We start from the raw sequence: 12,434 nt of genomic DNA on the forward strand, positions 1-12,434 counted from the left end.
TTCCCCTTGCGTTAAAAATACGCCCGCAGACTGCCAGCGAGCCTGCTTCGCGTACCCAATAAAATGGAAATAAAGAACAGCGCGCTGGCGGTGAGCACGATGGATGGCCCGGCCGGAAGACTCATCGCCCAGGAGAGGCTCAACCCCAGCCATGCGCAGAAAATACCGCTGATGCCCGCCATCAGAAGTAACGCCGGTAGCGTGCGTACCCAGCAGCGAGCTGCCACAGCCGGCAGCATCATCAGACCAACGGCCATCAGCGTGCCGAGCACCTGAAAACCGGCCACCAGGTTAAGGACCAGCAGCGCCAGAAACAGTCCGTGCAGCAGGCCGGGCAGCCAGCGGGCGTTCACCTGTAGCCAGGCGGTGTCAAACGCTTCGGTAACCAGCCCGCGATAGAACATCGCCAGCACAATAAGGGTGAACATGCACACGCCCGTGACAAACAGCGCGGCGTCGTTGTCCACGGCGAGGATGGAGCCAAACAGCAAATGCAGCAGATCGACATTCGATCCACGAAGCGATACCAGCGTGACCCCCAGGGCCAGTGAGCCGAGATAAAACCCGGCAAAGCTGGCATCTTCCTTAAGCGGCGTGCGGCGACTGACCAGACCGGCCAGCAGCGCCACGGTAATGCCCGCGATAAAACCGCCGATACTCATCGCCAGCAGCGACATGCCGCTGAGCAAGTATCCCACGGCGACGCCCGGTAAAATGGCGTGAGAAAGGGCGTCGCCCATCAGGCTCATCCGGCGCAACTGAAGAAACACGCCAAGCGCGGTGGTGCTGACCGAGAGCGCCAGGCAAACCACCAGTGCGCGACGCATAAAGCCATACTCGATAAACGGCTGAAAAAAGAGATGCCAGATCATGCCACCCTCACCCGCTCGGTTTTCCATTGAGGAACGTCAGCATCCAGCCGTAACGTCTGCGGGAAATGGCGCGACACGCGCTCGCTGTCGTGCAGTACCGCGAGCAGCGTTTGCCCCTGCATATACATCTCCAGCATCACATCCATCAGTACGTTGCAGGTGACCTCATCGACCCCGGTAAAGGGCTCATCCAGCATCACCAGCGGCGCCTGCTGCACCAGGACGCGGGCGAACAGCATGCGCTGGAACTGGCCGCCGGAGAGCTCATCGATGGTGGATAACGCCATGGATTCCAGCCCGACGCGCTCAAGCGCGCTGGCAATGCGCAGCCGCGTTTCGCGGCGAAACCCGGAAAACAGCGAAATGCCAGGCCAGCAGCCCATGCTTACCACGTCCCGTACGGTTAGCGGAAACTGCGCCTCCAGCGCGTGGCGCTGTGCCAGCCAGCCAATCACCGGGCGCTTTCCCTGCCAGCGAAAACCGCCGCTTACGGGCGGGATAAACCCGGCGAGCGTTTTCAGTAAGGTAGATTTCCCGCAGCCGTTAGCGCCGACAATCGCGGTCATACTTCCACGCGCAATCGTGCCCGAGAGGGGCCGCGTCACGGGCTGGCGTTCATAACCCGCGACCAGTTCATTCATCACAATCATGGCAACGCCACCGCCCAGCGCACGGCCAGCCCGAGAAAGACAATAAGCACCAGCGCCAGCAAAAGCCGAACCGGAGCAGACAGAGAAAAAAGGGACGTTGACATCTCGATACCAGTTTAAATGTTATAACATAACAATAATGAAAGGTGGCTAAGATGTAAATGGCAGGTTTGAATAGGGAGTGTGGCGAAATGTTTCTGCAAAACGCCCTCTCCCGTGGGAGAGGGCATCAGGCCGCACCGTGTGCGCGGCCAAGCCGGGTGGCGGCGTTGCCTTACCCGGCCTACCCGTCGGGGTAACTTACTGACTAAACGGTGACGCCGCCGGCACGCGGGCCTGCGATACCGCCAGCCCCAGCTGCCATACGGCCATCGCATAGTGGGTGCTGTGGTTATAGCGGGTGATGGTGTAGAAGTTCGGCAGTCCGTACCAGTACTGATAGCCCGTTCCAACATCCAGACGCAGCAGGCTCGCCTGCTGTGCATTGCCCAGCGGCTGCGTTGGCGTTAAGCCTGCCGCGGTCAGCTGCGAAATGCTGTAGTTAGTTTTGAAGCCATTTTCCAGCCCCGGCGCCTGACCGTTCGCCTGCACCGCCACCTGGCCGCCCGGCACCCAGCCGTGCGCTTTGAAGTAGTTCGCCACGCTGCCGATGGCATCCACCGGATCCCACAGGTTGATATGGCCATCTCCGTTAAAGTCGACGGCATACTGTTTATAGGACGACGGCATGAACTGGCCGTAGCCCATCGCGCCGGCAAACGACCCTTTCAGATCGAGCGGATCGTCCTGTTCGTTACGCGCCATCAGCAGGAAGGTTTCCAGCTCGGAAGAGAAATACTCCGCGCGGCGCGGATAGTTAAAGGAGAGCGTCGCCAGCGCGTCCAGGATGCGGGTTTTGCCCATCACGCGGCCCCAGCGGGTTTCCACACCGATAATCCCGACGATGATTTCAGGCGGTACGCCGTACACCTGCCACGCGCGGTTGAGCGCCTCTTCATACTGATTCCAGAACGCCACGCCGTTTTGCACGTTGTCCGGGGTAATGAACTGTTTGCGATAGCGCAGCCACGCCCCGTTTGGCCCGCTCGGCACCTGGGCCGTCGGCGCCTGTCTGTCCATCAGGCGCAGCACGTAGTCCAGACGCTTGGCCTGAGACAAAATTTCGTGCAGCTGCTGTCTGTCAAAGCCGTGTTTGCTCACCATTTTATCGATGAACTGCTCGGCCGCCGGGTTATTCGCGAAGTCGCCGCCCATCTGCATCATATTGTGCTGCGGCTCCAGCAGGAATCCTCCGGAAGGCGCGCCCGCCGTTTGCTGAACGGCTTCGGTCTTAGGTTTGCTACTACAGGCAGACAGCAGAATAAGCGCAGGCAACAGCGCTGCATAACGACGCTTGAACATGAGACATCCATTTAACGGGTTCGATAAGAACCCAGTATGGTAAAGCATCCGCAACACCTCAAGGAAGCGGTACGCACCTCCCCAACGCAAATCCGTGCTTTTTTCCCCCGAAAATCATTCACCACGTCAATTAACTTTCAAAATAATACATTTTTCTTTCATTGTGAGATCTAACTAACACTTTAAAACCTTTCAAAGTGATTATTATTAGCCGCAGATAGACAAAAACAAACGCCCTACAGGAGAGAAGAATGATAGAAACCATCACCCACGGCGCCGAGTGGTTCATCGGGCTGTTTCAGAAAGGCGGAGAAGTGTTCACCGGCATGGTGACCGGGATCCTGCCCCTGCTGATCAGCCTGCTGGTTATCATGAACGCGCTGATTAACTTTATCGGGCAGCAGCGTATTGAACGCTTCGCCCAGCGCTGCGCCGGAAACCCGCTGTCCCGCTACCTGATACTGCCCTTTATCGGCACCTTCGTGTTCTGCAACCCGATGACCTTAAGCCTCGGCCGCTTTATGCCAGAGAAGTACAAGCCGAGCTATTACGCCGCCGCCTCCTACAGCTGCCATTCGATGAACGGCCTGTTCCCGCACATCAACCCCGGCGAGCTGTTCGTTTATCTCGGGATCGCCAGCGGCCTTACCACGCTTGGCCTGCCGCTCGGCCCGCTGGCGGTGAGCTACCTGCTGGTCGGTCTGGTCACCAACTTCTTCCGCGGCTGGGTGACCGACCTCACCACCGCTATTTTTGAGAAAAAAATGGGCATCCAGCTTGAACAGAAGGTCCATCTTTCAGGAGCCACAGCATGAACCGGATCCGCATTGAGAAAGGCACGGGCGGCTGGGGCGGCCCGCTGGAGTTCGACGCCACCGAAGGCAAAAAGATTGTTTACATCACCGCGGGTACCCGCCCGGCGATCGTCGACAGGCTGCGCGAGCTGACGGGCTGGGAGGCGGTCGACGGCTTCAAAGAAGGGGAACCGCCGGAGGCGGAAATCGGCGTGGCGGTGATCGACTGCGGCGGCACGCTGCGCTGCGGTATCTATCCGAAGCGCCGCATTCCGACGGTAAATATTCACTCCACCGGGAAATCCGGCCCGCTGGCGCAGTACATCCTCGAAGACATTTATGTCTCGGGCGTCAAGGAAGACAACATCACCCTGGTGAAGGGGACGTCTGCACCGCAAAAAGCGGCTCCGCGCGAATACGACACCAGCAAGAAAATTACCGAGCAGAGCGATGGCCTGCTGGCGAAAGTCGGGATGGGGATGGGGTCTGCCGTGGCAGTGCTGTTCCAGTCCGGGCGCGACACCATCGACACGGTGCTGAAGACCATTCTGCCGTTTATGGCGTTCGTCTCGGCGCTGATCGGCATCATCATGGCCTCCGGCCTGGGCGACTGGATTGCCCACGGCCTCGCCCCGCTTGCCAGCCACCCGCTTGGGCTGGTGACGCTGGCGCTGATCTGCTCCTTCCCGCTGCTGTCGCCGTTCCTCGGCCCGGGCGCGGTGATTGCTCAGGTCATCGGCGTGCTGATTGGCGTGCAGATTGGTCTGGGGAACATTCCCCCGCACCTCGCCCTGCCCGCCCTGTTTGCCATTAACGCCCAGGCGGCGTGCGACTTTATCCCTGTGGGGCTGTCGCTGGCCGAAGCGCGCCAGGACACCGTGCGCGTGGGCGTGCCGTCCGTGCTGGTCAGCCGCTTCCTGACGGGCGCGCCGACGGTGCTGATTGCCTGGTTTGTTTCCGGCTTTATTTATCAATAAGAGATGCCTGCCATGACCGTGATTTACCAGACCACCATTACCCGCATCGGCCAGAGCGCCGCCGACGCGCTGAGCGACCAGATGCTGATCACCTTTCGCGAAGGGGCGCCTGCTGATATCGAAGAGTTTTGCTTCATCCACTGCCACGGCGAGCTGAACGGTGAGCTGAAGGCCGGGAGCCAGCTGGAGCTGGGCGAGGCGCGCTATGCCGTGACCGCCGTCGGCGACGTCGCTGAACAAAACCTGCGCGAGCTGGGCCACATCACCCTGCGTTTCGACGGCCAGCCGCAGGCGGAGTATCCCGGCACGGTTCACGTTGAGGGTCCGGTTCCGCAGGCTGTCACCCCAGGCTGCACGTTAAAATTTGTTGCGTAATTAAGGAGATAGACATGAGTCAGGTTGCCGTTGTCATTGGTGGGGGACAAACCTTAGGCGAGTTCCTCTGCCGTGGGCTTGCCGCAGAGGGTTACCGCGTGGCGGTAGTGGACATCCAGAGTGAAAAAGCCGCCCGCGTGGCGGACACCATCAATACCGAGTTTGGTGAAGGAATGGCGTACGGGTTTGGCGCCGACGCCACCAGCGAGCAGAGCGTGATGGCGCTGGCCCGCGGCGTGGACGAGATTTTTGGCCGTACCGACCTGCTGGTCTACAGCGCGGGAATTGCGAAAGCGGCCTTTATCAGCGATTTCGAGCTGGGGGATTTTGACCGCTCGCTGCAGGTCAATCTGGTGGGCTATTTCCTCTGTGCCCGCGAGTTTTCCCGTCTGATGATCCGCGACGGCATTCAGGGGCGCATCATTCAGATCAACTCTAAATCGGGGAAAGTGGGCAGCAAGCATAACTCCGGCTACAGCGCGGCGAAGTTTGGCGGCGTGGGGCTGACCCAGTCTCTGGCGCTGGATCTGGCCGAATACGGCATTACCGTTCACTCGCTGATGCTCGGCAACCTGCTGAAATCGCCGATGTTCCAGTCCCTGCTACCGCAGTACGCCACCAAGCTCGGCATCAAAGCGGAAGAAGTGGAGCAGTACTACATCGATAAAGTGCCGCTCAAGCGCGGGTGCGATTACCAGGACGTGCTGAACATGCTGCTGTTTTACGCCAGCCCGAAAGCCTCGTACTGCACCGGACAGTCGATTAACGTCACCGGCGGGCAGGTGATGTTCTGAGTTCATTCCCCGGTGGCGCTGCGCTTACCGGGGCTACCATCCCCGCAGGCCGGGTAAGGCGCAGCCGCCACCCGGCCATTAAAGGAGCAGATATGGTTACCGCACTCATCACCGTCGCCGCCCTCGCCTGGCTCTGTCAGATGGCGTTCGGCGGCTGGCAAATTCACCAGTTTAACCGCGCGTTTGACGCCCTGTGCCAGAAAGGCCGCGTGGGCGTCGGACGTTCCGGCGGACGCTTTAAACCACGCGTCGTCGTGGCTATTGCGCTGGATGAAAACAATAACGTCTGCGATTCCCTCATCATGCGCGGCATGACCGTCTTTGCCCGTCCGGTGAAAATCCAGGCAATCAACGGCATTTCGCTGCAGGAATTACAGCCTGATGTGATCTTTCCCCATGATCCACTCTGTCAGAATGCACTATCATTAGCGCTTAATCTGAAACATGGATAATTTCGTTGTGAAAGATATAGACTTGCGAAATTATCATTTCGCAACCTAAGGAACGAAGCGCCTATGAAACCTCGTCAGCGCCAGGCGGCCATTCTTGAGCATCTGCAAAAGCAGGGAAAATGCTCGGTAGAGGATCTGGCCCACTACTTTGACACCACCGGCACAACGATACGCAAGGACCTCGTATTGCTCGAAAACTCTGGCGCCGTCATTCGAACCTACGGCGGCGTGGTGCTCAATAAAGACGAAGCGGACCCGCCTATCGACCACAAAACGCTGATCAATACCCACCAGAAAGCGCTGATTGCCGAAGCCGCCGTAAAATTTATCCACGATGGCGACTCCATCATTCTGGATGCCGGCAGTACCGTCCTGCAGATGATCCCGCTGCTCAGCCGCTTTAACAACATCACGGTGATGACCAACAGCCTGCATATCGTCAACGCCCTGTCGGAATTCGACAGCGAGCAGACCATCCTGATGCCCGGCGGCACCTTTCGCAAAAAATCCGCCTCATTTCACGGACAGCTTGCGGAGAACGCCTTCGACCACTTCAGCTTTGATAAACTATTCATGGGCACCGACGGCATCGACCTGAACGCGGGCGTTACGACGTTCAACGAAGTGTTCAGCGTCAGTAAAGCCATGTGCAACGCCGCGCGGGAAGTAATTTTGATGGCAGACTCGTCGAAGTTTGGCCGCAAAAGCCCCAACATTGTCTGTAGCCTGGAAAGTGTTGATAAGCTGATTACCGACGCGGGTATCGATCCGGCGTTCAAAAAAGCGCTGGAAGAGAAAGGCATCGACGTGATCGTAACCGGAGAGAGAGATGAGTGATTTTCTGTTAGAAACGGGCCGCCAGACGCTGATGCTGGAGCTGCAGGAAGCCAGCCGCCTGCCGGAACGTCTGGGCGAGGATTTTGTCCGCGCCGCCAACACCATTATCCACTGCGAAGGCAAAGTGATCGTGGCGGGCATCGGTAAATCCGGCCACATCGGCAAAAAGATTGCCGCGACGCTGGCCAGCACCGGCACCCCGGCCTTCTTCGTGCATCCTGCAGAAGCGCTGCACGGCGATCTGGGAATGATTGAGAGCCGCGACGTGATGCTGTTTATCTCCTACTCCGGTTCGGCAAAAGAGCTGGATCTCATCATTCCGCGTCTGCAGGAAAAATCGGTTGCCCTGCTGGCGATGACCGGGAAATCCCGCTCACCGCTGGCGCTGGCCGCCAAAGCGACGCTGGATATTTCCGTTGAGCGTGAAGCCTGTCCGATGCACCTCGCCCCGACCTCCAGCACCGTGAATACCCTGATGATGGGCGACGCGCTGGCGATGGCGGTGATGCAGGCGCGTGGGTTTAACGAAGAAGATTTCGCCCGCTCGCATCCGGCGGGGGCGCTCGGGGCACGCCTGCTCAACAAGGTTCACCACCTGATGCGCACTAACGATGCGATTCCGCAGGTCAAACTCAATACCAGCGTCATGGACGCGATGCTGGAGCTCAGCCGCACCGGTCTGGGGCTGGTTGCGGTGTGCGATGACGACGGGTACGTCAAAGGCGTGTTCACCGACGGCGACCTGCGCCGCTGGCTGGTGGGCGGTGGCAAGCTAGAAACCAAAGTGTCGGACGCCATGACCCAGGGCGGGCTGACGCTGAACGCCGAGAGCCGCGCCATTGAAGCCAAAGAGGTGCTGATGAAGCGCAAAATCACCGCCGCACCGGTGGTGGATGACACCGGCAGGCTGTGCGGCGCCATCAACCTGCAGGATTTCTATCAGGCCGGGATTATCTAACCCTTCAGCCCGAGACGCTTCGCCAGCCGGTGCAGGTTGGCGACGTCCATCTCCAGCGCCCGGGCGCACGCCGCCCAGTTGCGGTTGTTCTGATCCAGCGCGCGGATAATCATCTGACGCTGAAACGCCTCTGTCGCGTCGCGCAGGTTTTCGCTCGTTATCTCCGGAGCTGCATGGGCAATCGTGGGTGCGGTTTCATCATGCTGCGCAAAATGCCGGGCATGTATAACCACTTCATCACCCGAACGCGTCGCTCGCGCCAGCACCACCGCGCGGTGAATCGCGTGTTCCAGCTCGCGCACGTTGCCCGGCCAGCCGTAGCTCAGCAGATGGGCCCTCGCCCCCGGACTCAGCACCACGCGGGAAAGCCCCATCCTGAGACGGCACTGTTCGCAGAAATAGCCCGCCAGCAGTACCACGTCGTCCCCGCGTTCGCGCAGCGGCGGCACGGTAAGCGGGAACACGCTCAGGCGGTGGAACAGGTCGGCGCGGAACTGCCCGGCCAGCACCGCCTCACGCAAGTCGCGGTTGGTCGCCGCCAGCACGCGCACATCCACTCTTAAGCTGCGGTCATCGCCCACGCGCTGGATATCGCCGTACTGTAATACGCGCAGAAGTTTGGCCTGTAGCGACAGGGAAAGCTCGCCTATTTCATCCAGAAACAGCGTACCGTTATCGGCCATTTCGAACTTGCCGCTGCGGTTGCTGATAGCGCCGGTAAACGCCCCTTTGACGTGACCAAACAATTCGCTTTCCGCCACGCTTTCCGGCAGCGCGGCGCAGTTGAGGTACACCAGCGGATTGACCGCGCGCGGCGACGCTTCATGAATCGACTTCGCCACCAGCTCCTTGCCGGTGCCGGTCTCCCCGAAGATCAGCACGTTCAAATCGGACGCGGCAACAATCTCAATCTCTTTTTTGAGCTGCGCCATGCCCGGAGAGAGGCCAATCATCTCCGTGTGCGTGACCTGCTCAAACGACGCCGGGCTGCCGGGAAGGATATTCTGGCTCTCCAGCTGTTCAATCAGCAGCGCGTTGTTAAGCGCCCCGGCAGCCAGCGCCGCAATGAGGCGCAGCTCTTCATCGCTGAAAGTATCGAACTGGTCCGGCGACATGCCGTCGAGGGTCAGCGCCCCAATCAGATTCTGCCCGGCAAACAGCGGCAGGCCGATACAGGCGTGCACCTTCAGGCTCTCCTGGCCGGGAATCAGCCCGTCGTACGGGTCGGGCAAGTCGCTGTCCGCCGGGAAACGCACCACGTCACCCGCGCGGGCAATGGTCTCCAGACGTGGATGGCCTTCAAGGGTAAAGCGCCGCCCGAGCACGTCCTTCGCCAGGCCGTCGATCGCCAGGGGAATAAACTGCCGCCCTTCGTAGCGCAGCAGCGCCGAGGCGTCGCACGCCAGCACGTGGCGCAGCGTGGAGATCAACCGCTGAAAGCGGTCCTGATGGCCGATACCGGTTTGCAGCTCAATGGCGATCTTCGCCAGCACGTCTACGGAAAAGCTCATGCCTGCCTCGCTGTCATTTTGACAATGCATATTGTCATAATGACACTGTTTTTGATAGTCATAATGACTACCCATTACGGATCATAAAAACATTAATTTATAAAAATCAATAAATTAAAAGTTGGCACGCAGCTTGATATAAGCAAACCATCCTATTTGAAAAACGTGATATTACGCTGAGGTTTGCTATGTCTATTCTGGTTAAAAATAACATTCATTGGGTCGGTCAACGTGACTGGGAAGTGCGCGATTTCCACGGAACGGAATACAAAACGCTGCGCGGCAGCAGCTACAACAGCTATCTCATCCGCGAAGGAAAAAACGTGCTGATCGATACCGTCGATCACAGGTTCAGCCGCGAGTTCGTGCAGAACCTGCGCGGTGAAATCGACCTGAATGCCATCGACTACATCATCATCAACCATGCGGAGGAGGATCATGCCGGTGCCCTGACCGAGCTGATGTCGTATATTCCGGACACTCCGATCTACTGCACCACCAACGCCATCGACTCGATCAACGGTCATCACCACCATCCGGAGTGGAACTTCCACACCGTGAAAACGGGCGATGCGCTGGATATCGGCAACGGTAAACAGCTGATCTTCGTGGAAACCCCGATGCTGCACTGGCCGGACAGCATGATGACCTACATGACCGGCGACGCGGTGCTGTTCAGTAACGACGCCTTCGGCCAGCACTACTGCGACGAACGCCTGTTTAATGACGAAGTGGATCAGACCGAGCTTTTCGAGCAGTGCCAGCGTTACTACGCCAACATCCTGACCCCGTTCAGCCGCCTGGTGACGCCAAAAATCACCGAGATCCTCGGCTTTAACCTGCCGGTGGAGATGATTGCCACCTCTCACGGTGTGGTGTGGCGTGAAAACCCCACCCAGATCGTCGAGCTGTACCTGAAATGGGCGGCGGATTATCAGGAAGACCGCATCACGATCTTCTACGACACCATGTCCAACAATACCCGCATGATGGCGGACGCCATTGCCCAGGGCATCAACGAAGTGGACCCGAACGTGGCGGTGAAAATCTTCAACGTGGCGCGCAGTGATAAAAACGAGATCCTCACCAACGTCTTCCGCTCAAAAGGGGTGCTGGTGGGTACGTCCACCATGAACAACGTGATGATGCCGAAGATTGCCGGTCTGGTCGAAGAGATGACCGGCCTGCGTTTTCGCAACAAGCGCGCCAGCGCCTTTGGCTCCCACGGCTGGAGCGGCGGCGCGGTAGACCGTCTCTCTACCCGTTTACAGGATGCAGGGTTTGAGATGTCGATGAGTCTGAAGGCGAAATGGCGGCCGGATATCGACGCCCTGGAAATCTGCCGCCAGCACGGCCGCGACATTGCCCGTCAGTGGGCGCTCGCACCGCTGCCGGAAACCACCCCCGCCGCGGCGATTGCGCCGGAAGCCATAGCTGAAGCCGCCGCTGCCGACCTCGGTCCATGCATGCAGTGCAGCGTATGCCAGTGGATTTACGACCCGGAACGGGGCGAGCCGCTGCAGGATGTCGCCCCAGGCACGCCGTGGAGTGAGGTGCCGGACAACTTCCTCTGCCCGGAATGTTCCCTCGGGAAAGACGTTTTTGATGAACTGGCAACGGAGGTAAAATGAGCCACGGCATCGTCATTATCGGCTCGGGTTTTGCCGCCCGCCAGCTGGTAAAAAATATCCGCAAACAGGACGCTAACGTGCCGTTGACGCTGATCGCCGCCGACAGCATGGACGAGTACAACAAGCCTGATTTAAGCCACGTCATTAGCCAGAACCAGCGCGCCGACGATCTCATCCGCCAGACGGCGGGGGCGTTCGCAGAACAGTTTAACCTGCGTCTGTTTCCGTACACCTGGGTCACCGATATCGACGCCGACGCCCGTCTGGTGAAAGCGAAAGATAAAACCTGGCAGTACGACAAGCTGGTGCTGGCCACGGGTGCCTCTGCGTTTGTGCCGCCGGTTGAGGGCCGCGAGCTGATGGTCACGCTCAACAGCCAGCAGGCGTATCAGGCCAGCGAAACGGAGCTTCACGACGCCACGCGGGTGATGATTGTCGGCGGCGGGCTGATCGGCACCGAACTGGCGATGGATTTCTGCCGTGCGGGTAAATCCGTCACCCTGGTCGACCACGCGGCGAGCATTCTGTCAGCACTGATGCCCGCTGAAGTGAGCAGCCGCTTACAGCATCATCTGACCGACATGGGCGTCCATCTGCTGCTGAAATCGCAGCTGCAGAGCCTGAGCAAAACCGGCAGCGGCATACGTGTAACGCTCGACCGCAGCCGCAGCGTGGAAGTGGATGTGGTGATTGCGGCGACGGGGTTGCGCCCGGAAACGGCGCTGGCGCATCGCGCAGGCGCCGAAATCAACCGCGGCGTGAAGGTTAACAGCTACCTGCAAACCACCCAGCCGGACATTTATGCCCTGGGCGACTGCGCGGAAATTAACGGCCAGGTGCTGCCCTTTTTACAGCCGATTCAATTAAGCGCGCTGTCTCTGGCGAAAAACCTGCTCGGCGGCAGTACGCCGGTGAAATTAGCCGCCATGCTGGTCAAAGTGAAAACGCCGGAATTACCGCTGCATCTCGCAGGCGAAACGCAGCGTCAGGATCTGAACTGGCAGATTGCCCTTTCGCCGCAGGGCATGGTGGCGCGCGGTACGGATAATGACGGTCAGATGCGCGCCTTTGTCGTCAGTGAAGACAGGATGAAAGAGGCCTTCGCCCTGCTGAAATCGCTCCCTGCTTAACCCTCGTATTGCCGGGTGGCGCTGCGCTTACCCGGCCTACATGCAGACCCGT

General features: G+C 59.2%; 13 protein-coding genes. 9 read left to right on the forward strand and 4 right to left on the reverse strand.

Translation table 11 applies throughout. From position 1 onward, the window contains the following. Positions 1 to 11 precede the first annotated feature (11 nt). The 3 genes from ACMWJS_RS08320 to mltB form a co-directional block, all read right to left on the reverse strand. Entirely contained in the window at positions 12 to 872 is an 861-nt protein-coding gene (locus ACMWJS_RS08320; RefSeq protein ID WP_024907701.1) for a metal ABC transporter permease, read from the reverse strand. Then, positions 869 to 1,522, reverse strand: coding sequence for a metal ABC transporter ATP-binding protein (locus tag ACMWJS_RS08325; RefSeq protein WP_414746935.1), 654 nt, complete (start codon positions 1,520 to 1,522; stop codon positions 869 to 871). Before ACMWJS_RS08325 ends, ACMWJS_RS08320 begins: the two co-directional genes overlap by 4 nt. A 300-nt stretch (positions 1,523 to 1,822) precedes the next feature. Continuing rightward, on the reverse strand, positions 1,823 to 2,923 hold the full coding sequence (mltB, locus tag ACMWJS_RS08330) for a lytic murein transglycosylase B (protein ID WP_045908517.1): 1,101 nt from the start codon (positions 2,921 to 2,923) through the stop codon (positions 1,823 to 1,825). 251 nt (positions 2,924 to 3,174) lie between these two features. Between mltB and srlA the strand changes: the two genes are divergently transcribed. The 7 genes from srlA to gutQ all read left to right on the forward strand — a co-directional run bounded on the left by srlA (position 3,175) and on the right by gutQ (position 8,110). Then, on the forward strand, positions 3,175 to 3,738 hold the full coding sequence (gene srlA / locus ACMWJS_RS08335; RefSeq protein WP_003862164.1) for a PTS glucitol/sorbitol transporter subunit IIC: 564 nt from the start codon (positions 3,175 to 3,177) through the stop codon (positions 3,736 to 3,738). Further along, positions 3,735 to 4,694 (forward strand): PTS glucitol/sorbitol transporter subunit IIB, encoded by a 960-nt coding sequence (locus ACMWJS_RS08340; protein ID WP_039025237.1) that lies wholly within the window; start codon positions 3,735 to 3,737, stop codon positions 4,692 to 4,694. Before srlA ends, ACMWJS_RS08340 begins: the two co-directional genes overlap by 4 nt. Before the next feature lie 12 nt (positions 4,695 to 4,706). Continuing rightward, positions 4,707 to 5,069 carry a PTS glucitol/sorbitol transporter subunit IIA gene (srlB, locus tag ACMWJS_RS08345; protein ID WP_022649147.1) on the forward strand — a complete coding sequence of 121 codons (363 nt, stop codon included), beginning with the start codon at positions 4,707 to 4,709 and terminating at the stop codon, positions 5,067 to 5,069. Positions 5,070 to 5,083: 14 nt separating this feature from the next. Further along, complete coding sequence (gene srlD / locus ACMWJS_RS08350) at positions 5,084 to 5,863, forward strand: sorbitol-6-phosphate dehydrogenase (protein WP_023294411.1); 780 nt, start codon at positions 5,084 to 5,086, stop codon at positions 5,861 to 5,863. 92 nt (positions 5,864 to 5,955) lie between these two features. Further along, a complete protein-coding gene (gutM, locus tag ACMWJS_RS08355; RefSeq protein WP_045908515.1) occupies positions 5,956 to 6,315 on the forward strand; it encodes a transcriptional regulator GutM in 360 nt (119 codons plus the stop codon). A 63-nt stretch (positions 6,316 to 6,378) separates the two neighbouring features. Beyond that, complete coding sequence (gene srlR / locus ACMWJS_RS08360; RefSeq protein ID WP_032640855.1) at positions 6,379 to 7,152, forward strand: glucitol operon DNA-binding transcriptional repressor SrlR; 774 nt, start codon at positions 6,379 to 6,381, stop codon at positions 7,150 to 7,152. Next, the gene (gutQ, locus tag ACMWJS_RS08365) at positions 7,145 to 8,110 is read left to right on the forward strand and encodes an arabinose-5-phosphate isomerase GutQ (RefSeq protein ID WP_414746936.1); all 966 of its coding nucleotides are present in this window, start codon (positions 7,145 to 7,147) and stop codon (positions 8,108 to 8,110) included. The genes srlR and gutQ overlap by 8 nt, the downstream gene beginning before the upstream one ends. Here gutQ and norR read toward each other — a convergent pair. Further along, positions 8,107 to 9,621 carry a nitric oxide reductase transcriptional regulator NorR gene (gene norR, locus ACMWJS_RS08370; protein ID WP_235403482.1) on the reverse strand — a complete coding sequence of 505 codons (1,515 nt, stop codon included), beginning with the start codon at positions 9,619 to 9,621 and terminating at the stop codon, positions 8,107 to 8,109. The two genes, gutQ and norR, sit on opposite strands and share 4 nt — an antisense overlap. 188 nt (positions 9,622 to 9,809) lie before the next feature. On the opposite strand from norR, the gene norV reads away from it, so the two are divergent. Further along, the gene (norV, locus tag ACMWJS_RS08375) at positions 9,810 to 11,252 is read left to right on the forward strand and encodes an anaerobic nitric oxide reductase flavorubredoxin (protein ID WP_414746937.1); all 1,443 of its coding nucleotides are present in this window, start codon (positions 9,810 to 9,812) and stop codon (positions 11,250 to 11,252) included. After that, a complete protein-coding gene (gene norW / locus ACMWJS_RS08380; RefSeq protein ID WP_414746938.1) occupies positions 11,249 to 12,382 on the forward strand; it encodes an NADH:flavorubredoxin reductase NorW in 1,134 nt (377 codons plus the stop codon). Before norV ends, norW begins: the two co-directional genes overlap by 4 nt. Positions 12,383 to 12,434 lie beyond the last annotated feature (52 nt).

Source organism: Enterobacter sp. HK-058-C-ECC (genome assembly GCF_047531125.1).
GTDB classification, from domain to species: Bacteria; Pseudomonadota; Gammaproteobacteria; order Enterobacterales; family Enterobacteriaceae; genus Enterobacter; species Enterobacter quasiroggenkampii.